This window comes from Rhodothermales bacterium (assembly GCA_041391505.1).
GTDB lineage: Bacteria > Bacteroidota > Rhodothermia > Rhodothermales > JAHQVL01 > JAWKNW01.
In genome coordinates this window covers 14,995-40,072 of sequence record JAWKNW010000002.1, presented here as the reverse complement: position 1 = coordinate 40,072, position 25,078 = coordinate 14,995, and the positions used below count along the sequence as shown (strand labels likewise).

Genomic DNA, 25,078 nt, shown 5'->3' with positions numbered 1-25,078 from the left:
CCGGCAAAACGGGAAAGCCGCGGCGGCGGCGCGGTTGGTGCATCAGGGTGTTATGATTACTTCGACGGACAAGCGGAACTGGGATCCCTGGTGGGGAGCGTTCACCCTCGACGAGGGCGGCGCGAGCGTGTGGAAGGTGGGGCCGTGCACCATCTGGGTGGCGCGGCTGGCCAACGAGTGGCGGATCGCCCGGTATCAGGTGAACGATCCGTATCAGGACGGGGCGGAGGTCGGGCATGGACGCACGCTGGACGAATTTACCGCCTTCCTCGACGAAAAAGGGGACGCCGCGTCCTTGAACCGCTTTGGCTTCAAGGTGCCCGGTACGGAAATTCATGTCCGGCCGCGTCTGGCCGATCGGGCCATGGTCGTCCAGCCGGAAACGCCGCTCCACATTCTCCCGCGCGAGGAAGTGACGCTGTACATCAGCACGCCGCTGTGGGTGCAGTTCGAGGCCGGCACTCCCCGCCGCGTCCTGCAGGAGTTCCCGCTGTACCGCCCGTCCGACACCTGGTTCGGCGCCTCGACGATCGAGGGCGAGTTGTGTTATGCCGGCCGCACGGCAGCCCGGATGCGTCTGCAGGACCTCACGGCGCGGCCCTACCGCGTCATCACCCCCGTGCGCGTGAAGAACCGGGCGGAGGATGCGCTGCTGCTCAACCGTTTCCAGGTGCTCGTGCAGTACCTCTCGATCTTTGAGTCGGCGAACGGACACCTGTGGACGCAGACCGTGACCGTGGAACGCGTCCGGAGCGGCGATTTTGCGGCGATGAAGATCGGGGCGGGCACGCCGGCGGAGGCCGGCGAGACGCGGCCGATCGAGCGTCCGCGCGAGGCGATCGAGTCCAACCTGATCTTCCGCGCCTTCGGGGGGCTGTTTAAGGATAAATCGATATGGACATCCTGAACGATCTCTGGCAGAGCTTCGGCCAGTATTTTGCGAGCGACAACGCCGTCCACGTCTACCGGGCGCTGGTCATCCTCTTCATCGGCTACCTGCTGGCGAAGGCGATCACGGCGCTGGTCATCCAATCCGTCGGCAAACGGTCCACGCCGCATCATGTGATGCTGCTGCGTCGCGTGAGCTTCTACACCATCCTGGGCATCTTCGCGTCGTGGTCGCTCGTCTCCACCGGCTTCGAGCTGAGCATCCTCCTCGGGGCGGCCGGCGTCCTGACCGTGGCGCTCGGCTTCGCCTCGCAGACCTCGGCGTCGAACGTGATCAGCGGCCTGTTCCTGATCGGCGAGAAGCCTTTCGAGATCGGCGACATCATCCGCGTCGGGACGACCACGGGGGAGGTGCTCTCCATCGACCTGCTCTCCGTGAAGCTCCGCACCTTCGACAACCTCTTCGTGCGCATCGCCAACGAGAACCTGATCAAGTCGGAAATTACCAACCTGAGCCGGTTCCCCATCCGCCGCATCGACATCCAGGTCCATGTGGCGTACAAGGAAAATCTCAACCAGGTGATGGACGTGCTCCGCGATGTGGCTACCGCGAATCCGCTGTGTCTGCAGGAGCCGAAGCCGCTATTCATCTACAACATGTTCGCCGACTCCTCCGTCCACTTCCAGTTCTCCGTGTGGGCCATGCAGGAGCATTTCCTGGACGTGAAAAACCAGATGCACATGCAGATCAAGGAAGCCTTCGACGAACACGGGATCGAGATTCCGGTGCCGCATCGCAAGCTGGTCATGGAAGAGGGCATGTTTACGCGGTAAAGGGGGGAAGGAGCCTCCTCCTCCCCCCATTCCACCTAACGCTTGCCCCAGGCGCCGCCGCCGAAGTGATGGCGGCCGCCGTGCATGCCGCCGCGATGGCCCATGCCGCTGCCGCGGACCGTGAGGGCGTCGTGGATCTGCACGATTTCGAACGAGGTGGCATCGAGGAGCGCCTCGAGTTCGGCCAGCCGCGTGGTTTCGAGTTCGTCGATCGCGGCCTGGAAGTCGGCGACCGTCAGATCGCCGGCGGCGAGCTGGTCGTACAGCGATTCGCGGGCGGCGAGCTGATCCGCGTAGAGCCCGTCCATCGCGGCGATCTGCGCGTCGGTGAGGCCGAGCACGTCGTTGCGGACGGCATTGACCTCGGCGCGGAAGGCCTCGAATTCGGCTTCGCGGTCGGCGCGGAAGGTCTCGAGCGCCGCCTTCTGATCCCCGGTGAGCACCGCGTCGATTTCATCCTGCTTGGCGGTTCGCAGGGCCAGCATCTGGGCGAGGAAGTCGTCTTCCGTCAGCGTGCCGGCGTGGTAGGCATCGACGAGCGCGCTCATGGAGGCGCGGTAGCGGGTGTGGATCTCCTCGAACGCGGCGATCTGTTCGTCCGTCAGGTTCAGGACCGAGTCGGCGGCGGAGAAGCCGTGATGGTCGGAGCCGCCGAAGAAGCCGCCGGCCCCGTAGAAGCCGCCGGCGCCCGGGAAGCCGAACAGGCCGCGGAACGAGAAGCCGTCTTCCAGATCGGTCGTGCGCGCGAGGAGTTCGGCCTTCTGCTCGTCGGTGAGCGTGGCCTGGTATTCGGCCGCCAGTTCCCAGAGGAAGCCGGGTGACCGATCGGCATGATCGAATTGGGCGTAGGCCTGCGTCAGCGCGGCATCCTGGGCGGCGCTGAGACCCAGCTCGCTGGAAAGGGACTGACTCAGTTGCGCGAGCTGCGGGTCGTCGAGGGCGCCGGAATCCGTCGTACTGTCGCAGGCGGACAGGGCGACCCCCAGCACGAGAGCGGCCAGCAGCGGTTTTGCGGTGATGAGGAAACGTCGATTCATGGTCGTTAGCCGTAAGAGCGCCGGAGGGGTCTGGCGATGTCGGCGCCTGAAGTCCGTCGCGATGTGGTTGCGAGATGGGTGTCCCCTACATTACCCGTAGGGGCGAGGCGACGCGTATCCTGAAACAGCGGTGCGCCGCTAAAAAAGGCGGGGCTTACTCCCAGGTTTCGAGCTGGTACGCGCGGAGCCGGTCGCCGGCGTGCAGGCTGCCGTCGGCGCCGATGACGAGGAAGGGGGCGTCGATGCGGCCGGCCGCGGCGCCGGCCGGGCCGATGAGGAACAGGTAGGTGGCCATGGCATCGGCCTCCTCGGCCGTGGGGGCGACGATGGTGGCGCTCCGGCTGAGCGTTCCCGGGTAGCCGGTGCGCGGGTCGAGGATGTGGTGGTAGCGGACGCCGTCGAGGTCGATATACCGCTCGTAGTCCCCGCTGGTGGCGACGGCGATGTCGACGGCGTCGAACGCGGCGACGACTTCCTGGGTGTTGCGGGGGTGTTTGACGCCGACGCGCCAGGGCTGGCCGTCGGCTTTTTCGCCGGCCGCGAAGATGTCGCCGCCGGCGTTGAGGAGGAAATGCGTCATCCCCTGCTCCCGTAGCACCGCGACGCCGCGGTCGATCGCATACCCCTTGGCGATGCCCCCGAGGTCGATCCGCATGCCGGGTGTTCGGAAGGCGACGGTCGTATCCGCCGCGTTCAGCACGATGCGCCGGTAGTCGACGAGCGCCCGCAGCGAATCGATGGCAGCCCGATCGGGCACGACGATGGGCGCGTCGCCGCTAAAGCCCCAGCGGACGCTGAGCGGCCCGATCGAAACGTCGAACAGCCCGTCGAACCGGCGGGCGTAGGCGACCGACCGCTGCAGGATCTGGAAGGTCTCCATCGACACGTGCACCGGATGGCGGCCGGCCTCGCGGTTTATGCGCGAAATTTCGCTGTCGGGTTTGTGGTAACTCAGGAGGTTCTCGACGCGCTCCATCTCCTGGAAGGCGGCGACGAGCGCCCGCTTGCTGGCCTCGACGCTGGGCGTGCGCACCGTGGCGTCGACCCGCGTGCCCATCAGGTACTTGCCGACGTTCACCTCGAAAAGCGTCTCGCCGGCCTGGGCGAGAGTCCGGGCCGGCGAGCAGGCGAGCGCAAGGAGCGCCAGTGCGATACACGCGATGCGTTTCATCAGAACGTAAGGCTGTCGATGCCGTTGGCGCGTGGCCCGTCGATCTGCACGCTGATGCGGGCGGGGATGCAGACCAGCGACTCGCCGGCCCGGTCGATCCCGCCCAGCCGGGTGCAGGTCTTGTGCCGGCAGCTCGCGTCGACGATGCGGGCCGCGCCCTGGTCGACCGCCACGGTCACCGAGCCGTACGGCCCCTCGATCCGCGTCGCCGGCAGGTCCCGCGTCAGGTCCAGCCGCATCGCCACGCGGTCCTCGATCTGGACGATGGCCTCCGTGGCGGCGCCGCCGGTGGCGTGCTGGAAACGCAGCAGCACCGGGTCGTTCACGGGCATCGGCAGGCGCAACGCCTGCGCCGTTTCCCGGAGCGCTTCGGCGAGCGCGTCGTCGCCGGCGCGGTAATCGACGAGCCCCGGCCGGGCGAGCACGATATCGCCGACATGCGCGCCCTGGATGCGCTGTTCGCGGAAGGCGATGGCCCCGCCGCGGAACGATGTCTTCAGCGCCGCTTCGGCGCGGCGGATGGCTTCATCGGGGCGGTCGGTGAGGATGGACAGGCTGAATCCGGCCTGCGAGGCGGCGGGATGCGCGAGGGTGCGGCCGTAGGCGCCGTGCGCCAGCGCGGCCGGCACGGCGAGGGCGCCGAGGCGGAGAAACGTTCTGCGATCGATGGTAGGCATGACAGGCTTCTTGAAAGAGGGAAGATAGGACACGGACTCCGTGGGCCGGCTTCACTCGAGTTTATAACGTAAACCGACGTTGAAATACGCGGCGACGAGGCCGCGGCGATTCGAATAGGAATCGGGGTTGGCCGTCTGGCGCTGGTAGATGTTGAGCGACAGATTGATCTGCGCCCGATCGTCTTCCAGGAGCGCCCAGCCTTCGAGACCCTTGCCGCCGAGCAGCGTGAGGTCGAACTGGAACTCGGTGGAGACGGCCTGATCCAGCTTGCTGTCGACGGTCATGAAGTTCTGCAGGATGCTGTACGAGGGCTCGTAGAAGTCCGCCGCGCCCTGCAGGTAGGATCGGACCCCGACGCCGAGGTCGACCGCCGGCGCCATGTGCCGGTTGTAGTTCACCGAGACCGTATGGGATTGGACGTTCCAGGTATCCCAGTAGAAGCGGTACCCCAGCTGGATCGTCGACGCCGCGTTGAGCCGGTAGATGCCGCGCAGCGCGGCGGCCTGCCGGATGCGGGAGTCGGGGCTGGCGGATTCGTATTCGGTGCCGCCGATCGTGACCTTTTTGTAGGGATCGGCCAGGTAGCCCGAGTTATCCGAGTAGGAATACAGCCCCTGCATGATCAGGCGCCGGCTGATGATCTGGCTCAGGCTGCCGCTCACCGTGAACACGTCCTTGGTGCGCGTCCAGTTTTCGCCCGTCGGGAAGCTGCGGTCCCAGCTGCGGACGATGCCGAGTTGCAGGGTGGTGTTCTTTCGAGCCAGATACTGGGTGATCGAGCCGGCGATCGTCGCCGAAGCGTAGTCGTTTTCGTGGCTGTAGATCCCGTTCATGGACACCAGCCGGCCGGCGACGATCTGCGTGATACCGCCGCTCAACTCGTGGCGGATATCGTCCGGCCCCGAGATGACCTGCCCGCCCAGCCCGCCGCCCCGGGAGGAAGCCGCCGACACGGCATCGACGCGCTGGCCGCGCTCGCGCTCGTCATCGTCGTCGCCGCCGCCGCCCGTGCCGGTGGACGATGCGTTCCGGATCGACGCGGCGGATACCATGTCGACCAGGTACCGTCCGGTGAGGCTCGTCTTTTCCCCCACCCGTTTGGTGAGCGAGACATTGGGGTAGATCACCGTCACGTCGAAGTTGTCGAAATAGCCGCTCAGGTTGAGCTGGATCTCATCCTGGGGCAGCTCCTGGGCGCGGGCCCCGGTTGCGAGGCAGACCGCCAGGAGCAAGCCGATCAGTGCGCGTTCAGCCACAGCCGCAACCTCCGCTTTGCGCACCCGTCGCGCCGACCGAGCCTTCCCGGTAGTCGATGTGGTGCTCCTTGAAGCCGGCTTCGATGGGGTTTTCATCGAGGATCATGATGGGGTCGGCGAGGCCTTCCCGTTGCCAGGGTTGCACCGTCACGCAGCCGGACGCGGCGAACGCCACCAGGCACAGGGCGCAGCATGCAAGTTGTTTCATGTGGTTAGTCCCCGTTCAGTGGGTTTCGGCGAGCAGCGTTTCGATTTCCTTCAGGTAGCGCGGCTTGTCCGAGTCCTTGAAGCCCGAATGCCAGTAGCGCACGACCCCGTTGGCGTCGACGACGAGGGAGGTGGGCATCGAATCGATATCGTACAGGGCCGGCAGCTTCTTTTCCGGGTCGAACACGACCGGGAAGGCGATGCGGGGCTTGATGTCCTTCAGGAAGTCGTTCATGTTCGCTTTTTCATCGTCGATGTTGATGGCGATGACTTCGAACGAGGCTTCCGGAAAGTGGCGTTTTAATTCGCCGAGGTAGGGCAGTTCACGCCGGCAGGGCCCGCACCAGCTCGCCCAGAAATCCAGAAAAACGACCTTGCCCCGGTAGTCGGCCAGGGTGATGGTCTGGCCGTCGCCGGTCGTCCCGGTAAAGGGCGGCGCCGGGGCGCCGATGCGGTCGTCGTAAGGTCTGGGAGAGGCCGCCGTCATCACCAGAAGGAGGAGCAACAGGGGGGCCATTCGAGTCGATCGGTGCGTCATAGCGCAAAGGCAGGATGGTACATGAAGCGTGTTACACTACATACTCCCGGGGCGTCCAGAATGCGTAGGGCTGTCGCCGGCCTGCGAAAAATATTTTACGGCGTGACGGGAGAGGGGGCGTGGGGCATCTCTTAGAAGCCCAGCCGGACCGTAATCGTCGGCAGGAAGGGGGCCAGGGGGCGCTCGACGACCCGGTAGGTGCCGGCCGTCTCATCGTACGCGAGGCTCCACTCGTCGACGTTGGTATGGGCCAGGAGGTTGGCCAGCGAGAGGCGTACCTGGACGTTCGCGTCGTTCACGCGGCGCGTATAGGCCAGGCTGGCGTCGAGGCGGTTGTACATGGGCAACCGATGGGCGGTGGGGTCGGAGAGGTCGAACGGGGCGAAGAGCTGGGTCGCGGCCACGGGCTCCAGGTAGTTGTAGTAGGCTTCGCGGAACGCCCACAGCCGGCCGATGCTGGCCTGCCAGCGGATCGAGGTGGTCCAGTTGGGCGCCGGCGTGGCGTCCATGGACAGGGTCACGCGGTGCGGGACATTCCACGACGTGGGCAGCCACGCCCCGCCGAAGCGGTTGGCGATCTGCTGTTTCGCGACGCTGTATTCGTAGCTGGCGGCAGCGACCAGGTGGTCGGTCTTTTTTTCGATCGACACGGCCGCGCCGTAGGCGAAGCCCCGGGCGCCGGTGAGGATCTCGCCTTGCCGGCTCCAGTACGGCGTGTTGATGGTGTTTTGCGCGAGGCCGGCGTAATCGATCACCAGCTGATGTGGCTGATTTTTGTAATAGGATTCGAACCGCACCTGCCACGTAGGGGCCGGCATCAGCAGGAGCGCCGCCGTGGCATGGTAGGCCTTGGGCGGCCGGAGGCCGTCGTCGACGGGGAGCCAGAAGCGCATGTAGGGCAGCACCGCGTTGACATCGATCGCCGCCACGTCGTACTGGTTGACGAATTGCCGGAAGATGCCCACGGCGGAGCGGAAGGCCCAGGGGCCGAGCGGTCCCTCGGCGGCGTCGTAGCGGAGGGCGGCGCGCGGCTCGGCGTACACGGTGGCCTCATTGCCGAGATGCGTGAGCCGGATGCCGACTTCGAGATGCGTCCGGAGGCCGAGCCCGATCAGGTCTTCGGCATACAGGCTGGACCGCTGGTGGTCGCTCTGGATCAGGGCGCGCCCCCGCGAAATCGGGTTGGGACCCCGCGCGCCCGGCAGCTCGAGGGCGAAGGCGCTCGAGCTGAATCGGTTTTCGATGCCGGCCGTGATGAAGTGGGATGAAACGGGGCTGTAGTTGACCTCCGCCCGCATCCCGAACTCGTCGATGGTGTTGACATCGTTCGTCGCGGCGTGCGTCCACGTAGCGCCGCTCCCGGGTGCAGGGGCGTCGTCCTCTTCCTCGTCGTCGCCGCCGTACTCGCCATAATTCCGCTCGAAATACTGGGAGAGGTCGAACCGGCTCACCCAGCCTCCCACGGAGGCAAAGGCGGCCTTGCCGATCACGCTTTCGTAGCGGACCTGCCCCATGGCGTTCGACCACCGGTACACGCTCTCGAACTGCAGCGGCGTGGTGTTCCGGGCATGTTCGCCGGCGAAGGACTGCGCGATCGCGTCGACGTTGCCGAAGGTGTTGCTGCCCCGGTAGAAAGAGGCATACAGGCTCTTCGAGGGCGTGAAGGCCACGCGCATCGCGCCGTGGAGGTCGCCGAAGTTGAAGTCGTCCCGGATGCGCGCTTCGGACGACCGGCCGGCGGTCAGGGAATCGGGGAGGAGCCGAAACGTGTTCTGGTGTTCGCCCTGCTCTTCCGTCTCGACGAGCGACGCCGGCGTGAGGGTGTCGAGCAGGAACAGATCCGGCGCGCTCCACTGGCTGAAATGCGATTCCAGCGATGCCGGATGGATGACGTTCCAGATGCTCTTCCGCCCCGCCAGCATCCAGCTGGCGTGCAGGCCGTTGCGGTCGCCCCACTGGCCTTTCCACCGTGCATTCAGGCTGAGCGGGTCTGCCTGGACGGTCAGCGCCGCGGGGCCGCCGCCGAGGGCGTGCTCGGCCTCGATGACGCCGGCCAGGTTGCTGCCGTAGCGCACGCTGTAGCCGGCCTTGCGCACCGTCAGGCGGCCGAGCGCGAACGGACTGAACGGACCGATGACGCCGCCGTTCGGTATGGGGATGAAGATGGGGGCGCCGTCGAGCACATAGGCATGATCTCCCGCCTCGCCCCCCTGCACGTGCACGTCGGCCATGGCGTCGCCGACGCGGATGCCGATGATGGTGTTGAGGCTGCGCGTGACGTCGCCGCCGGCCGACGGCGCGTCCGCGATCGCCTTCGCGTCCCGCTCGGTTTCCTGCAGCGACTCCGACGGTAGCCGCCAGTTCATGTCGGATACGACGATGGGGGCGGTGATGATGGCCTCTTCTTCGAGCGCGATCCGGATCGCCGTCGACCCGCCGGCTTCCACCGACAGGGTGTCCACCGTATGGCGGTATCCCACATAAGAAATCGCGATCGGGTATCGGCCCGGTTTCAGGCGGTTGAAGGCGAAGCGGCCGGCCTGGTTGGTGACGGCGCCGCCGGAGGCGTCGGCGAGGAGGACATGCGCGTCCGAAAGGGGTTCGCCGGTGTTCGCGTCGACGACCTGGCCGGTGAGGGCGCCGAAGTCGCCGGCTGCCTTGCTATCCGCGATCAGCACGTAGGTGCCGGACGAGAGGCGGAGGTAGTCCAGACCCGTATCGCGGAGGAGACAGGCCAGCACCTGCTCGATCGGCGCGGCCTCGATCTGGCAATAGGTCTCTTTGCCCGCGACGAGATCCGATTCATAGACGAGGTTGACGTTCGTCTGGGCGATGAGGGTTTCGAGGGCGTTGGCGAGCGGGATGTGGAGGGCGTTGACGGTATGCAGCCGCACTGTGCCGGCGCCCGCCGACTGTGCGCGAGCCGAAATGGAGATGCCGGCAGAAAGGATCAGGCCGGCAAGCAGACAGGCGGCCCAGCGACCGGGCTGCCCGTAACTATGATCGAACGCGGGTTGCGGCATAAGAACCAGGTGCTGTCTGAAAAACCATTCAGACAGCACCGTATCCTGAACGTGATTCAGGATCCAACGCTGTAATGGAGGTTTTTTGGATGCTCCGGGAAGACTCGAATGATTTTTTAGACACGGCCTAGGTACCGGGATCGAACAGTTCGAAACCGCGCCGAGTTTCCCGGTACTGCAATCCCAGCCCGCCGCAGAGGTCCCGGATGAGCGCCTCGGCCGATCCCGGCTGGCGGATCGAGACGCTGAGCCGCGTCGCCCGCCGGCTGGCCGGGGTGACGGAGAGCTCGATGGCGTACCGCCGCTCGATGTCCGTCAGAATCGAGCCCAGGGGCCGGTCGCTGTAGATGAAATCGCCCTGGCGCCACGAAAGCACCCGATCCGCGTTTTCGGGGTCGACGGCACCGACGGCGATGCGTGCGTCCTCGACGACGGCGGTCTGCCCGGGTTCGAGATACGCCGGCTCGCCCTGCTCGGCGTCGCGCGGCGTGAGCATGACGCGCCCGGTCTGCAGCGTGACCGACGTGGCCGGGTTCATGTCGTTGGGCCACGAGCGGACGTTGAAGGTTGTCCCGAGCACCGTCAGGAAGGCGTCGTGGGTTTCGACGACGAAGGGCCGGCCGTCGTGGGCGACGTCGAAGAAGGCCTCGCCTTCGAGCGCGATGGTGCGGGTCGATCCGAAGCGCCGGGGATACCGCAGCGTGGCGCCGCTGTTCAGCTCCACGGTGGATCCGTCGGCGAGCGTGACGGCGAGGCGATCGCCCAGCGGGGCGGTGACGGAGAGGGGGCGCGACCAGATAAAGAGGCCGATGGCGCACAGCGCCGCGACGGCGGTGACACCGGCGAACCACCGCGAGGTGGCGCGGCGCGCCGCAGGCCGGCGATCCCTGCGGCCGGGTGCCGCCGGCGCGGGGGCGCCGGTCACGGTTTCCAGGTGTCGCCAGATGGCATCGAGACGGGCCGGATCCGGGAAACCTTCCGCCGGCTTGCCCGACAGGCGCCATACCTCGGCCAGGCCGGCGGCTTCGTCCGCCGCCAGCTCCCGCATGTGTTCGCCGAGGCCATTGGGGATGGGAGTATGTCGATCAGGTGCGTTCACGGTGCATGCTTCTGCTGTTGTAGCGCGTTGAGGCGGATCCGGAGATCCTTCAGCGCGAGGAAAATATGCGTGTTGACGGTGCGTTCGCTGAGCCCCATCAGTTCGCTTATTTCTTTGTGCGTCAGGTCGTGTTGCCGGCTCAGGAGAAAGGCCTCCCGCCGGCGTTCGGGCAGTTCCTGGATCCAGGTGTCGATCTGGCGCTGGAGCGCCTCGGCGTCGAACCGCTGGTCCGCGGCGACTTCATCGCTTTGCGCGAGGGCGATCGGTCCCAGGTCGTCTTCTGAATCGTGCACGATATAACCGTTTTTGCGTCGAACGTTCAGACAGGCGTTGCGCGTCATCGTGTAGAGCAGCGCCTGCAGCGACGAGGCCGGGTCGAGCGCGGCGCGGCGTTCCCAGATCTTGAGAAAAACATCCTGGAGGACATCGTACGCGCCAGCTTCGTCGTGCAGGATGGTCTGGGCGTATCGCACGAGTTTCTCGCTCATCGCCTGAAACAGGGCTGCATACGCCGCACGATCCGAATCGCGGAGCCTTCGGGCCCATTCCCGAAACTGGTCGCGGCGCTGGTCTTCCGCGGGTCTGAGGGCGTTGTGCCCTGGGCGAGTCGGTGTATCCATAGGCGTTCTATGGGTATGCTACACGGGAAACGGCCGGGATGCGTAAGGAGGGTCGATGCATGATTTTCCGGGCCCGCGACGCGACGAGACCGCGTGGTTAAAGGGCTTTCGGTCCGACCATCCCGACAAAAACCCGCTCCCGGTGTCGGGGCTCCGTTCGGAACTGCGTAAAAAATTGTTTTATTAGGGTTTCATACGGTATAATAAGCGTCCGCGTTCGCTCGCGACGTCGCGTCCGTCCTGTCCCCAATGCGGTCGTCCCCCCCGATCAAGCTGGTCGGCCCGTTGCTACCCAACGGCATGTATCCGTAGGGCCGTTTTATATCGACCGGCGTCCGGGCGCGATGGCCCGGTCGGTCGTACCATAGAGTCCGCGCCGGGAGCGGGAGCCCTCTATGGCCTGGTTTAAGCGAATGCTGAGCCAATTCCCTCCGTGTTGCTGTGTACGACGGTGAAGGATACACTGCCGCCGTGGAATCAACGGAATGAACAAGGGATCGATCACATATCAGGATTTTACCCTGAAGATAGGGCCGATGAAGGGGGAGGAGTATGCGGTAACCCTCCAGGATGCGGCATCCGGCACGTCGGTGGGCGATCTGTGGTTCAACATCGCGTCGATTGCGGCGCCCGGGAGCGCCGGCGCCGGCGGCACGGCCCCCACACGCGGCGAACGGGAGAAAACCCCGCGGGCCGGGGCGATGAAGGGCGATGAGCTGGGACTCCTGCTCTTCAAGGAACTCATCAAGGAAGGCGCCCGGGACGCCTACATGAAAAGCCTTGGGGCCACGCAGTCGCTGCCGGACCGCGCCCTGCGCGTCAAGCTGGTGCTCGACCTCAAGATGAACGGCATGGACCGGATCGTCGGTTTGCCGTGGGAGTTACTCTTCGACGATTCGCAAAACAGTTTTCTGAATCTGTTGCCTCGCGACTGCTCCGTCGTGCGTTATCTGAACATCGCCCGTACGGCGAATGTGACGAAAGCCATCGAGCCGCTCGGATACGAAGGGCCGCTGCGGATGCTGCTCGTGATGGCCAACCCGGACGACCCCCACCTGCCGAAGCTGAATCTGGAGGCGGAGCAGAAGAAGATCCTGGAACGCTTCGGCGGGAAGGATTCGCCCATCCAGGTCGAGGTCGTGGAACATGCCACCACCGAGAAGCTGATGGCGAAGCTGGAGGAGGGCCCCGAGTACCACGTCCTCCACTTCATGGGGCATGGCCTGTTCAAGGACGATGGCGAGGGCGTCCTCGTGATGGAGGACGATGAGGGCCAGCGCGACGACCTCAGCGCGAACAATCTGTATTATTTCATTCTGTCGAAGGCGCAGTCGATCCGGCTCGTCTTTCTGAATGCGTGCGACACCGCCAAGAACCGGGTTGCGAACGAACGGCACCCCTTCGCCGGCGTGGCCCCGGCCATCGTCAGCACCGGCACCCCCGCCGTCATCGCGATGCAGAAGCCGATCTCGGACCCCGGCGCGATCGCTTTCGCCGAAACGTTCTACAAGCGCATCGCCGAGGGCGCGCCGGTCGATTTTGCCGTCAATGAAGGGCGGCTGCAGATGTTCAACAAGGAGCCGGGGACGTTCGAATGGGCGACGCCGGTGCTGTTCATGCAGGCCGAAGACGGGGTGCTTTTTACGCCCAAGACCGCCGCGCCGGCGCCCGAGCCCGAGCCGGCCTCAGCCGCTGCCGGGGCCTCCGTCTACATCCTCTGCCGGTCGGCGGACAAGGAATTCCTGATGCCGGTCTTCAAATACCTGCGCGCCCAGGGGTTTACCGTCGGGAAATCCCCCTTTGAAGGGGAGGAAAACACCATCCGCGAGGCCGATCGCGCCGCCATCGCGACATCGGATGCCGTGCTCATCCTCTGGGGATCCGGAGGAGACGCCTGGCGTCGCGAGCGCAACGCCGACATCAAGGAGGCGCTCAAGACGCGGAGTCCGCTCCGCGCCACCCACCTGTACATCTGCGGGACGCCCGACGACGACAAGGAATTTTTGATCGACGTGGAAGAACAGGAATTTATCAATGCGCTGCAGGGTTTCGATGAGGCCCTGCTGACGGACTTCATAGCCAGATTGAACGCTTAATCACCCCAGCGATGCCCACGGATACGGTTGCCGACCACCCACATCGTGAACGAAAGATGGTCTATCTGATCTGCCTCGAAACGGATCGGAAGCAGATCATCCCGATCTACAAATACCTCCGGAAGCACGATCTGGATGTGGAGACGCCCCTGTTCAACGGGACGCCCAACCAGCTCCGCGAAGCCGAGCAGACCCTGCTGAAGGCCTGCGACGCCGTGCTGCTTTTTTATGGCGAGGGCAACGACGACTGGCGATACAGCAAGGACATCGCCATCAAGAAGGCCTCGGGCTATCTCCGCGCCCGGCCGTTGCGCGCCTATGCGACCTATCTGCACGGGGTGATCAACGACGACAAGGCCTGCCTCAAGCGGATGGAGGCGAATGTGATCGACGCGAGCGCCGGCCACGAAGACGCCCTGCTCGACGCGTTTGTCCACCAGATCGAAACGGACACGGAGCGGTCCTCCGCCCTGCAGGTCAAGCCGTATCCCGGGCTCCGCCCGTATCGCCGGCGGGTTGCCGAGGCGCCTTGCGAAGCGCGCAGCGGGGAGGAGCACTTCTTTTTCGGGCGGGACCGCCACATCGACGCGATGACGGCCAAGCTGGCCGAAACCCGTTTTCTCTCGGTGCTGGGCGTCTCCGGCAGCGGGAAGTCGTCGCTGGTCACGTCGGGCATGCTGCCGGCGCTGCACGGCGGCTACATGGCGGATGCCGGGCCGTTCTGGCACGTCGCCTACATGCGCCCGCAGGAGGATCCCATCGGCAACCTGGCGCGCTCGATCGGACGGACCTACGGGGAAGACAAGACCGACGCCGGCGCCATCGAGGCGCGGCTGAGGGCGGGCGAAGCCGGCCACGAACCGCTGCTCAACCTGATCCAGCTCTATGAAGAACTCCAGCCGGCCGACCGCGCGGAAGCGTCGTCCGACCGGCCGGACGAGCCGAAGACGCCGCGGGACAACCTCCTCGTGATCGTCGACCAGTTCGAGGAGCTCTTCCCGCGCAATGCCTGGGAGAGCGCCGTCGAGGCCGAGCAGGGCATCGCCGACAAGCAGCAGTTCGTCCGCCTGCTCCTCGGCGTCACCCGGCAATGGCGGCACCCGGTCTACGTCTGCATCACGATGCGGTCGGATTTTATCGGCGAGGCCGCGCGGTATCCGGGGCTGCCGGACGCCATCAACAGCGGGCTCTACCTCGTCTCGCGCATGCTTCCGAAGGAGATCGAGGAGGCGATCAAGGGGCCGGCGGCGATCGCCGGCGCGTCGTTCGAGCGGGACGTGCTGCAAAAGCTCGTGCGCGACGTGGCCGATCCGGCCCATCTGCCCATCCTCCAGCATGCGCTGAGCCGCACGTGGGATGAATGGATGGCGAAGGGTGGCCAGGGACCGATCGCGCTCCGCCACTACGAAGCGATCGGCGGCATGGAGCGCGCCATCGACTGGCACGCCGAGGCCGTGTACGCGTCGCTGCCGACGGACCGCCACCGCGCGCTGTGCGAAAAAGTCTTCCGCGGCCTGACCGGCTTCACGTACGACGGACGCGGCGTGCGCTACCGGACGCCGCTCGATACCCTCTGGCGGATCGCCAACGTGCTTTCGGGCGATACCGGCGAGCAGGTGTCGAGGGCCGACGTCGAGCGCATCGTCGAAGCCTTCCGCGCCGCCGAGAACTCGCTGCTGATGCCTCCTCCCGACGTGGCGCTGCGCGGCGATACGCGGGTGGAGGTCTCGCACGAAAGCCTGATGCTGGGCTGGGACCGCATCAAGCAGTGGATGACGGCCGAGGGCGCCGACGCACAGACGTACATCGACCTGATGCGCGCCGCGCGGCGGTACGAGTCGGTGGATGCGGCGCCGGAAAAGAAGCGGGACTACCTCTGGAGCGGCAACGAACTCGCCCGCGGCGAGGACCTCGAGCGGCGCACGGGCTTCGTGCCCGAATGGGCCAGCCGGTACGATCCGGAGGTCGAGAAGGCGCAGGGATTTCTCCAGTCGAGCAAGCAGGAGGCGTCGCGCCGGCGTCGCAACCGCCTCGTCGTCTTTTCGGTGCTCGGCGCCCTGGCCGTCGGCATCCTCGCGACCTTCGCGCTGCTCCGCGAATCGAAACAGGAAACGGCGACCGAGCGGCTCCGCTCCTCGGCGCTCGTCTCGTCCTATAACGCGCTGCGGTTGTATAAGCTCGACGAGTCGGAACGGGCGCTCGCGCTCGCCCAGGCGGCCTATTTCCTGAGCACGCAGAGCGGCGGGGCGCTGCAGGACAACGTCCACGACGCGCTCCGCGAGATCTACAACGACGCCACGCTGGATTTCCAGGGCCTCGAGCCCGATCCGGTCCCGCTCCCGATGTCCGGCCAGGTGCGGAGCATCGCGTTCAACGACCGATGGATCGTCGCGGGAAGCGACACGAACCTCGTGGGGGTCTGGCCGGCGGACCGGTTCGCCTCGGCGACCCGGCCGAGGCTGCTCGACCTGCATACCGGCCCGGTCCGCGGCGTCGCGTTGAACCCCTCCAATCCCGACGAACTCGCCAGCGGCAGCCGCGACCGCACGATCCGGATCTGGGATCTGGCCACCGGGACCTCGAAGCGCGTCATCGAGAGCCCGGGCGAGGTGTGGTCGATCGCCTACAGCCCGGATGGCCAGTGGCTGGCTTCCGCCGGCCGACGCGCCGAGGTGCTGGTCTGGAATCTCCGCTCGCCCGGCGACCGCCCCGTCGTCTTGCCGCTGCCCCAGATCCAGCGGGCCGGCATCATCGACACCAACTGGGTCAACGTCGTGGCGTTCGGCGAGGTCGAGGGCAAGGCGGTGCTGGGCGCCGGGAGCGAGGACGGGAAGGTGCGGATATGGCGCGACTGGCAGGATGGCGGCACGGCCCAGATGCGCGAACTCGCGCCGGCGAACGCCCGTCTCGAACCGATCAATGCGCTGGCCTTCAGCCCGGCAGACCCCCTGCTCGCCGCCGGCGGCGACGATTTCTCCGTACGCCTCTGGCTGATCGACGGCAACGCCCGCGAACTGGGCGTGATGCCGGGCACGGCGGCGGTGATCAACGCCCTGGCCTTCAGTCCGGACGGCCACTGGCTGGCCTCGGGCGACGGCGGGGTGGAGCACACCATCATGATGTGGAATCTGGAAGGCAGCACGAGGCGGTCGCTGTGGCGGCGGCTCGCGGAAGGCGACCGCGAGGCGGAAGTCGATCGGCCGTATGTCTTCCGCCGGCATCAGGAATGGGTGTATGCGCTGGCCTTCGGCGAAGCCCCCGGCGGCCGGCTGCGTCTCGTTTCCGGCGGCAAGGATCGCACGGTGCAGGTATGGCGCACCGATCCGGGCCAGATGGCGACCGACCTCTGCCATACCATCGCCGCCACGTCTCCGGGCACCGACCTGCGCAGCTTCTGGGCTACGTATGTCAGCCAGCAGGTGCCCTACCAGAAAGCTTTTGATTGCCCGGTGCCATGAACGTAGTAGCCCATATGCGATACGCATTGCTCGTCCTGCTCATGCTCGCCGCCTTCGTGGACGCGGCGCCGACCCGCGCACAGGGGCGCGGCGATTGCGAACTGGTCCTCTGGCGCGCCCAGCGGCAGTATGACAACAGCCGGTTCCGGGAGGTGATCGGACTCTTCGAGACCTGCCCGCCCGAGAACATCGCCGACGAAAAGCAGCGGATCGAGGCCTATAAGCTGCTCGCCCTCGCCTGGATCGGGGAGGAGCGCACCTACAAGGCGCGCGAGTATGCGGAAAAGATCCGGGAACTGGACCCGCTGTACGAACCGGACGAGGCCGAGTTTTCCCGCTATTACCTCGAGCTGTTCAAACCCTCGGATGCCAAGCAGGAGATCTCTGTCGCCTTTGCGGCTCGCGATGAAGCCGTTGCGCTGGCCGAGGTCCAGGCCGCCCGGGCCAGCGCGGCCGAGCAGCGGGTAGAACAGGTCAGCCTCCAGGCGGCCGAAGCCGACTCCCTCGCCCGTCTCGCCCGGATACAGGCGGACGCCGCCAAGCAGCAGGCCGACTCGCTCGACGCGATCGCGCTTCTTGCCAAAGAGGAGGCACGCCGGGCCGACTCGCTGCGCGCCGATGCCGCCCTGCGGGCGTCGTTGGCCGAGGCGGAGGCAGATTCGGCCGAGGCGCGCGCCGACCGGGCCCGCCGGCTGCTCGCCTCCGCGGAGACGGAGCGGGAAGAGGCGAACGAAGCGGCCGCCGTGGCGGCGGAACGGCTTGCCGCGGCGCTCACCCGCGCCGAACTGGCGGAGGCCACCGCCCGCGCGGCGGAGCATAAACTGGTCCTGCGTCGCCGGCGCATCGTCGGCGCCGCCGTCGGCGCCGGGCTGATCGGAGGCGCCATCGCCTGGATCGTCAAGCCGCCGGAGGACCAGTCGCTGCCCGTCCCGCCGGCCTTTCCCTCGCCCACGAACTGATGCCGGCGCGCGCGATGCGAAAAACGCTCGTACATAGGCTTTTCGGGCTCATGCTCGTCCTGGCAGCGCTGGGTGTCGGCGCGCGGCCCGTCGCGGCGCAGACGGATCTGCGGTGGACGGAATCGGTGTGCGTCCAGAGCAACGGAGGCAACGGCTCGGGATGCCCCACGATCGACTCGCTGTACCTCGATCCGGTGGGCCCGGAAGCGGGCGCCGCCCTGACGCTGGCGCTCCGCGTCACGAACAACAGCGACTTCAAGGACGGCGAAGACGACGGCGTGTCGATGCGCTGGTGGGTGAATGGCGTCGCGCAGCCCGACCAGCGGGTCCTGCTCGCCACCACCAAGGATGAGGCGATATCGACGCCGCAGGAGCATGTGTTCAGGCCGGCGTTCGATCTGGGCCTGGTCGATGACGCCGCCCAGGTGGAGGTCGCCTTCGAACTGCTCGACCACATCTTCATCGGCGGGGTGCTCCGGCGCATCGATACCGTCACGAACGACGGTTCGTTCAACGTCGTCCCCGCCGCCCCGGACGGATTGGCCGCCTCGCCGGCCGCCGGCGCCATCGAGCTGACGTGGGATGCGGCTGCCGGCGCGGATACCTACGCCATCTACCGAACGACCGCCTCGACGCTGCCGGGCGAGCCCGCCGAAGCCGATCTGCTCGCGACGACGACGGCCCCCGCGTACCGGGATGCCGCCGTCTCGGCCGGAGAGACCTATTTCTACCGCGTGCTGTCCCTCGCCGACGGCGTCCGTGTCGACGCCTCGACGCTGACGATCCGGGGCGCGTTTTCCGGCGAGGCGAGCGCCGTCCCGGGAGGCTCCGGCCTGATCGCGCCGACGCTGCTGTCGGCCGACGTCGCCGGCCGCGATGTCTCGCTGGCGTGGACGGCCTCCGCCGGCGCGACGGGGTACAACGTGTACCGCGACGGCGCGCTGATCGCCTCGACCGGCGCGCTCGGCTATGTCGACGCCGGCCTGGCGGACGGGACGTACAGCTACACGGTGACGGCCACCGACGCCGCGACCGAAAGCGCGCCCTCGAATGCGCTGCTCGCCACGATCGCGACGCCGCCCCTGCCGGCCCCGGTCATTGCCGCCGCCGCTGCCGGCGACGGCGAGGCGCGCATCGGATGGGGACCGGTTGCGGATGCCGAGGCCTATCGTGTCTACCGGGAGAACGTGCTGGTGGGCGAGACACCGGATACGGTTTTTGTGGATGCCGGCCTGGTCAACGGCGTCGCCTACACCTACGAGGTGAGCGCCGTGTCGGGCGAGCAGGAGAGTCCGCGCTCCGCGCCGGCGATCGTGACGCCGCAAGCCGTTCCGCCTGTGGTTGCGGGCCTGACGTTCGCGCCGCTCGCGCCGTCGGCCCTCGATGCCGTGCGGGTCGAGGCGGTCGTTTCGGATCCGGACGGGAATCTCGTGGCCGACTCGGTGCAGGTCGTCTGGTGGCTGAACGACGTGCCACAGGATCCCGTCACGATGAGGGCCGGAGCGCCGTTCGTGGGTACGATTCCTCCGCAGGCCGCCGGCGATACCGTCGCGTTCACGGTGCGCGCCGTCGATGCGAAGGGCCATGCGGCGGCCGGCGATACGCTCGGCTACCGCGTCGGCGCGCCGCCCGAGGTCTTGCTGAGCGCCCGTCTCGACACGCTCGCCGCCGAGATCACGCTGACCTGGTCGCCGGCGGGCGCCGGACCGTACACGCTCTATCGCACGGGAGCCCCTGCCGACAGCACGGCGCTGACAGCGGACGATATCCTGCAGGCCAATTTGTCCGACACGGTGTACGTCGATGCGGACCTGACGCGCGGCGCCGCCTATTTCTACCGCGTCCGATCGGCCACCGGGGCGTTCTCGAACGAAGCGGGCGTGGCGGTGCCGGATGTTCCTCCCGCGCCGACCGGCCTGACCGCGCGGGCCGGCGACAGCGTGGTCGACCTCCTCTGGCGGACCGCCCCCGGGGCCGACACCTACAGCCTGTACCGCACGTCGCCGGCGCTGGATACCCTCCGCGTGACCGGCCTGGCGGATACGGCGTACGTCGATACGGCGGTTGAAAATGGCACGACCTACCGCTACTGGGTCACTGCATCGAATCGTGTTGGCGAAAGCGCCCCGTCGGAGCCGGCGGAGGCGACGCCGTTCCGGAATTTGCCGCCGGCCGTGATCGGCCTCGTCCCCGATACCACCCTCTTCGTCGACGCGCCGCCCTACGTCATCGGGCTGGATACCCTGTTTGCCGACCCCGAAGGCGATCCGCTCGACTTCAGTGTCGCGGCCAGCTCGGATGCCGTGGAGGTGACCCTCGATTCGCTGGCCCGGACCGTGCGCGTCGCCCCGCTCCGCGCAGACACGGCGCGCGTTACGCTCGCCGCGACGGACGGGTTGCATCCGGCCGTGTCGACGTCGTTCCTCGTGACGGTGCTGGAGCCGGGCGCCATCGCCCTGCTGGCCCGCGTCGACGCCATCGCCCCGTCCGTGCTCCTTTCGTGGACGGATAACGGCGGCGCGCCGTTCACCCTGTACCGCACACTCGACGCGCGCGCCGACAGCGCGCTCACACCGGCGGACATCCTCGTGACCGGCCTGGCCGGTCTCGTGTATCGCGATACCACGGTCATCCGCAACCAGACCTACTACTACCGCGTCGCGGATCGCAACGGCGCCTTCTCGAACCAGATCGGCGCCGCCATCCCGGCGGTGCCGGATGTGCCGACCGGTCTGACAGCCATAGCACGCGACCGGCGAGTCGATCTGACGTGGCAGCCGGCGCAGTGGGCGGCGTCCTACACGCTCTTCCGCACCCGCTCGTCAGCGTCGGATACCCTCGTCCTGCCCGGGATCGTATCGACGGCCTACCGCGATACGTCGGTCGTGAACGACACCACCTACACGTACTGGGTCGAAGCCGTCAACGCCCTCGGCGCCAGCGGGCCGTCCGACCGGGCCAGCGCCACGCCGCGCATCGTCGCGCCGGTGATTGTCGACCTCGTCGCCGCGCCCGACCCGCCCCGTTCGACGGAGTCCGTGGAGGTCATCGCGACCATCGTCGATCAGGATGCGAACCTCGACGCGGCGTCCGTGCGGCTGCTCTGGCGCGCGGTCGGCGGCGAGAGCGACAGCACCGTGGTGATGCAGCCGCTGACCGACTCGACCTTCGCGGCCCTCATTCCGCCGGCCGCTCCGGGCGATACCATCCGGTTCGCCGTTTCGGCCGGCGACCTGCTCGGCAACACGGTGCGCAGCGGCGATCGGCTGTACCGGGTGCTCAATCTGGACGACTTCCGGCTGTCGCTGTCGCCACGAAGCCGGCGCCTGATCCTCACCTGGGAGCCGCCGCAGGGCCTGTTCGATTCGTACCGGGTACTCCGCACCGACCGGGCCGACGGCGCCGACTGGGTCGATCTCGCGGAGGGCTGGTCGGATACGACGTTCGTCGACGAGCCGCTCGAAAACGGCCGCGTCTATTTTTACCGAATCGCGGCCGAGCGCGGCGGCCAGGAGGTGGCTTCCTCCAACATCGCCGGCGGCCAGCCAGGCATTCCCGTGACGCCGTCGTTCTCGCCGGCCGTGCCCAACGTGCGCAGCAGCGTGCTCGTATCGGGCACGTTCAATGCCGACCCGGCGGACCTCGCCCTCATGGAAACCGTGCTGCTCAACTGGCGGCTGAACGAGGCGCTCCAGCCCCCGCTCCCGATGGTGCCGGCGACGGCCGCGCAGCTCGCCGCCCTCGGGCAGGCCGGCGATGCGGTCGCCGCGGCGGCGGATCGCTCCACCTACGTCGCCGTGCTGCCCCCTCAGGCGGAACTCGACGTCGTCACCTTTTTCCTCACCGCCGCCGACGGCGCCGGCGACATCCTGGCCGAGAGCGAGCAGCGCACCTATGCGGTGAACGCCCGGCCCCGCATCCGCACGACGGGCTTCGAGCCGATGACGCTCGTGCTGGGCGACCCGCCGCTGCGGATCGCGCTCGATGACATCTTTATCGACCCGGACGGCGACCCGCTCGCGTTTGCATCCGACAGCCTGTCCTATGCCGCCGCCTCCGTGGCGCTGGCCGGCGACACCCTGAACGTATTTCCGCAACGGCCGGGTATCGCGCGCATCGCCGTCCAGGCGGCCGATGCTTTCAGCGGTAGCGCCGTGGATACGCTCGAGGTGACCGTGACGACGCTCCTCGCGCCGCTGTACGTAGCCTCCGAGCCGGCCGTCGCGCAGGCGCGTTCGCCCTATACGATCGACGCCGTGGTGGTCGACGAGGCCAGCCGGCCGGTCGATGGCCGGTTCAGCATCGACACGGTCGATCTCTATTATCGCAATGGCGGCGAGACGGCCTACCGGAGCGTCGCCATGCAGCCCTCGGGCGAGCCGTCCGCCTACGCGTACCAGATCCCCGCCGGCGAGGTCACCGAACGCGGCATCGAATATTTCATCAGCGCCACCGGCCGCACGACGCGGAGCGACTTTGTGCCGCCGAGCGACGTGCTGACGCAGTCGCTGCGCGTCCGCGTCGACGGCTTGCGGTCCCGTCAGGCACTGCCCGGGCTGACGTACCGGATCATCTCATTCCCCCTCGAACTGGACGACCGCGCGCCGGCGGCCCACCTGGTCGACGATTTTGACGCCTATGACCCGAAAAAATGGCGCTTTTTCGAGGCGCATCAGGCCCCGGGCGCGGACTCGACGCTGACGGAGTTCCGGGCCATCGAGGCGCTCGAACCCGGTCGCGGCTACTGGCTGATATCGTTCACGGGCGCGCCGGAGTTTGACATGGGCGCCGGCCTCACCGAGGCGATCCACGAACCGTTCGCCCTGGAGGTGCCGGCGGGCTGGAGCCTCATCGGCAATCCGTTCGCGTTTTCCCTGCCGGTGGGCAACCTCGCGCTCGCGTCGGGCCGGCCCATCCGCGACGTCCGCGATTATACGCGGCCCGTGGCCGACTCCCTCCGGCCGTACCAGGGGTACGCGCTGTATGTCGACCAGGCCGACGTGCTGCTGTTTGATCCGCACATCGGCTCCGCGTCCGTCCAGGCGGCGCAGGAGGATTCGACGGCCTGGGGCATCCGCATCGTGGCGTCCAGCGGGGCGGTGAACGATGCGAGCACCGAGCTGCAGGTACGGGAAGGTGCTACGCCCGAATGGGATGCGCATGACCGTCCGACGCCGCCTCGCCTGGGCGCGTATGTCGGGGTCGATGTGGTCCAGCCGGCCCGGCCCGGCCTGCCTGGCCGCTACCGGGTGGACGCGCGTCCGCCGGCGGAGGAGGGGCTGGTGTGGTCGATCGAGGCGTACGGGACGACGCACCAGCCGGTAGACCTGGCCTTTGAGGGGCTGGATGCGGTGCCGGCGGAATTCGGGATCCGACTGATCGACGAGACGCTCGGGCAGACGATCGATCTCCGGTCGGAGCCGGGTTATACGCTGGCCTCGGCGAGCCCCGATGCGCCCCGCCGGCTCCGGATCGCGGTCGGCACGCCGGCGTTCCTCGCCACGCAGCAGCCCGTCGATCTGCCCACGACCTTCCAGCTCGGGCAGAACTTCCCCAACCCGTTCCAGGCCGCGACGACGATCCCGTTCGATCTGCCCGCGTCGGAACGCGTGACGCTCGAAGTCTACAACGCCCTCGGCGCCCGCGTGGCGGTGTTGCTGGCGGGCGAGGAGCGCCCCGCCGGCCGGCACAGCGTCATCTGGGACGGGCGCACCACGTCGGGCACGCCGGCGGCCAGCGGGCTGTATATCGTGCGCATCCAGGCCGGCTCGAACGCCGAAACCCGCGCGACGGTGCGGGTTCGCTGAGTTGACGCCGTGTGACGCCCGCGCTAAACGTTCGCCGCTCCATCGCCGATACTGCCGGGAGTATTTGATCCCGGCCACAGCCGTTCTCCGTAGTGGCCGAATCCTGAAAGGACAGAGGGTAGGATTGCACACGGTTCCAGGCTTCCCCGCATATCCACCCGCACGGATTCGATAGACTCACAACGGTATCAGCGTTTTATATATGGATTTTTCTCTGACGGAAGACCAGAAGATACTCCGGGATGAAATTGTCTCGTTTGCCCGGAGAGAATTGAGCGAAGGCGTCATCGAGCGCGACCGCAACCAGGAATTTCCGCACGAATTGTGGTTGAAATGCGGCGAAATGGGCCTTCAGGGATTGCCTGTGCCGGAAGAATACGGCGGCCTCGGGCTCGATCCGGTGTCGACGGCCGTGGCGCTCGAGGCGCTCGGCTACGGTTCGGCGGACAGCGGGCTTTCGTTTTCGATCTGCGCACACCTGCTGGCCTGCGTCATCCCGGTTACGATGCACGGGAGCGAGGAGCAGAAGCGTAAATACCTGCCGAAACTCAGCAACGGCACCATGATCGCCGTGAACGCGATGTCCGAGCCCGGCACCGGGTCGGACGCCTACGCGATGAAGACGCGCGCCATCCGCGACGGGAACGGCTACCGGATCAACGGCACGAAGATCTGGAGCACGAACGGTCCGGTCGCGGATCTGGCTATCGTGTACGCGATGACCGATATCGAAAAAGGATATTACGGCGGGACGTCCGTTTTCCTCGTCGAAAAAGGGGAAGGGGGATTTAATCCCGGCCAGAAGTTCGAGAAGATGGGGCTCCGCACGTCGCCGATCGGCGAGGTGGTGCTCGATAACGTCTGGGTGCCCGATTCGGCGCTCGTGGGCGGCGAGGGCGCCGGCACGAACATCTTCACCCAGTCGATGGAGTGGGAGCGCGTCTGCATCGGCGCCAAACACTGCGGCACGATGCAGCGGCTGCTGGACAAGTCGGTCGCCTACGCAAAGGAACGCACGGCCTTCGGTCAGCCGATCGGCAAGTACGAAGCCGTTTCGCACAAGATCGCCGACATGAAGATCCGCCTCGACGCCGCCCGCCTGATCACGTATAAAGGCGCGAGCCGGCTCGACAAGGCCCGCGACGTGGCCATCGATGCGTCCATGACGAAGATCTTCGTGGCCGAAGCGCTGGTCCAGACCGCGCTCGACACCGTCCAGATCTTCGGCGGCAACGGCTTCACCACCGAATATGAAGTCGAACGCGCCCTGCGCGACTCGATCGGCGGCAAGATCTACTCCGGCACGAACGAGATCCAGCGCAACATCCTCGCCAAGTGGCTGGGATTGTAGGTCTCAGGTTCAAACAGCTGTCGCCCGGTAGTCTCAAAGCGGTTCGTCATCCCCGA

General features: G+C 67.0%; 16 protein-coding genes. 7 read left to right on the top strand and 9 right to left on the bottom strand.

Annotation, left to right across the window (positions count from 1 at the left end):
* The first annotated feature begins 52 nt into the window (after positions 1 to 52).
* Both R2834_02240 and R2834_02235 read left to right on the top strand, forming a co-directional pair.
* Positions 53 to 907, top strand: a complete 855-nt coding sequence (locus tag R2834_02240) for a hypothetical protein (GenBank protein ID MEZ4699124.1) — start codon at positions 53 to 55, stop codon at positions 905 to 907.
* The gene (locus R2834_02235) at positions 895 to 1,722 is read left to right on the top strand and encodes a mechanosensitive ion channel family protein (protein MEZ4699123.1); all 828 of its coding nucleotides are present in this window, start codon (positions 895 to 897) and stop codon (positions 1,720 to 1,722) included. Before R2834_02240 ends, R2834_02235 begins: the two co-directional genes overlap by 13 nt.
* Before the next feature lie 35 nt (positions 1,723 to 1,757).
* On the opposite strand, the gene R2834_02230 is transcribed toward R2834_02235, so the two are convergent.
* The 9 genes from R2834_02230 to R2834_02190 form a co-directional block, all read right to left on the bottom strand.
* Entirely contained in the window at positions 1,758 to 2,759 is a 1,002-nt protein-coding gene (locus R2834_02230; GenBank protein MEZ4699122.1) for a hypothetical protein, read from the bottom strand.
* A 154-nt stretch (positions 2,760 to 2,913) separates the two neighbouring features.
* Entirely contained in the window at positions 2,914 to 3,930 is a 1,017-nt protein-coding gene (locus R2834_02225) for an FAD:protein FMN transferase (GenBank protein MEZ4699121.1), read from the bottom strand.
* Complete coding sequence (locus R2834_02220) at positions 3,930 to 4,607, bottom strand: NusG domain II-containing protein (GenBank protein ID MEZ4699120.1); 678 nt, start codon at positions 4,605 to 4,607, stop codon at positions 3,930 to 3,932. The genes R2834_02225 and R2834_02220 overlap by 1 nt, the downstream gene beginning before the upstream one ends.
* 51 nt (positions 4,608 to 4,658) lie before the next feature.
* On the bottom strand, positions 4,659 to 5,864 hold the full coding sequence (locus R2834_02215) for a DUF3570 domain-containing protein (GenBank protein ID MEZ4699119.1): 1,206 nt from the start codon (positions 5,862 to 5,864) through the stop codon (positions 4,659 to 4,661).
* Positions 5,857 to 6,072, bottom strand: a complete 216-nt coding sequence (locus R2834_02210) for a DUF4266 domain-containing protein (protein ID MEZ4699118.1) — start codon at positions 6,070 to 6,072, stop codon at positions 5,857 to 5,859. The genes R2834_02215 and R2834_02210 overlap by 8 nt, the downstream gene beginning before the upstream one ends.
* 15 nt (positions 6,073 to 6,087) lie before the next feature.
* Positions 6,088 to 6,588 (bottom strand): TlpA disulfide reductase family protein, encoded by a 501-nt coding sequence (locus R2834_02205; protein ID MEZ4699117.1) that lies wholly within the window; start codon positions 6,586 to 6,588, stop codon positions 6,088 to 6,090.
* A gap of 152 nt (positions 6,589 to 6,740) precedes the next feature.
* Entirely contained in the window at positions 6,741 to 9,632 is a 2,892-nt protein-coding gene (locus R2834_02200; protein MEZ4699116.1) for a carboxypeptidase-like regulatory domain-containing protein, read from the bottom strand.
* A 127-nt stretch (positions 9,633 to 9,759) separates the two neighbouring features.
* Positions 9,760 to 10,731 carry a FecR domain-containing protein gene (locus R2834_02195; protein MEZ4699115.1) on the bottom strand — a complete coding sequence of 324 codons (972 nt, stop codon included), beginning with the start codon at positions 10,729 to 10,731 and terminating at the stop codon, positions 9,760 to 9,762.
* Positions 10,728 to 11,351 carry an RNA polymerase sigma-70 factor gene (locus R2834_02190; GenBank protein ID MEZ4699114.1) on the bottom strand — a complete coding sequence of 208 codons (624 nt, stop codon included), beginning with the start codon at positions 11,349 to 11,351 and terminating at the stop codon, positions 10,728 to 10,730. Before R2834_02190 ends, R2834_02195 begins: the two co-directional genes overlap by 4 nt.
* A 485-nt stretch (positions 11,352 to 11,836) precedes the next feature.
* Here R2834_02190 and R2834_02185 point away from each other — a divergent pair, with 485 nt between their 5' ends.
* From R2834_02185 to R2834_02165, 5 genes are all read left to right on the top strand, one after another.
* Complete coding sequence (locus tag R2834_02185) at positions 11,837 to 13,447, top strand: CHAT domain-containing protein (protein MEZ4699113.1); 1,611 nt, start codon at positions 11,837 to 11,839, stop codon at positions 13,445 to 13,447.
* A gap of 56 nt (positions 13,448 to 13,503) precedes the next feature.
* Positions 13,504 to 16,905, top strand: coding sequence for a hypothetical protein (locus R2834_02180; protein ID MEZ4699112.1), 3,402 nt, complete (start codon positions 13,504 to 13,506; stop codon positions 16,903 to 16,905).
* 14 nt (positions 16,906 to 16,919) lie between these two features.
* Positions 16,920 to 17,864 carry a hypothetical protein gene (locus tag R2834_02175; protein MEZ4699111.1) on the top strand — a complete coding sequence of 315 codons (945 nt, stop codon included), beginning with the start codon at positions 16,920 to 16,922 and terminating at the stop codon, positions 17,862 to 17,864.
* Between the two features lie 50 nt (positions 17,865 to 17,914).
* Positions 17,915 to 23,671 carry a FlgD immunoglobulin-like domain containing protein gene (locus R2834_02170; GenBank protein ID MEZ4699110.1) on the top strand — a complete coding sequence of 1,919 codons (5,757 nt, stop codon included), beginning with the start codon at positions 17,915 to 17,917 and terminating at the stop codon, positions 23,669 to 23,671.
* Positions 23,672 to 23,873: 202 nt separating this feature from the next.
* Positions 23,874 to 25,022: an acyl-CoA dehydrogenase family protein gene (locus R2834_02165; protein MEZ4699109.1), complete on the top strand. Its 1,149-nt coding sequence runs from the start codon at positions 23,874 to 23,876 to the stop codon at positions 25,020 to 25,022.
* Positions 25,023 to 25,078: the final 56 nt, after the last annotated feature.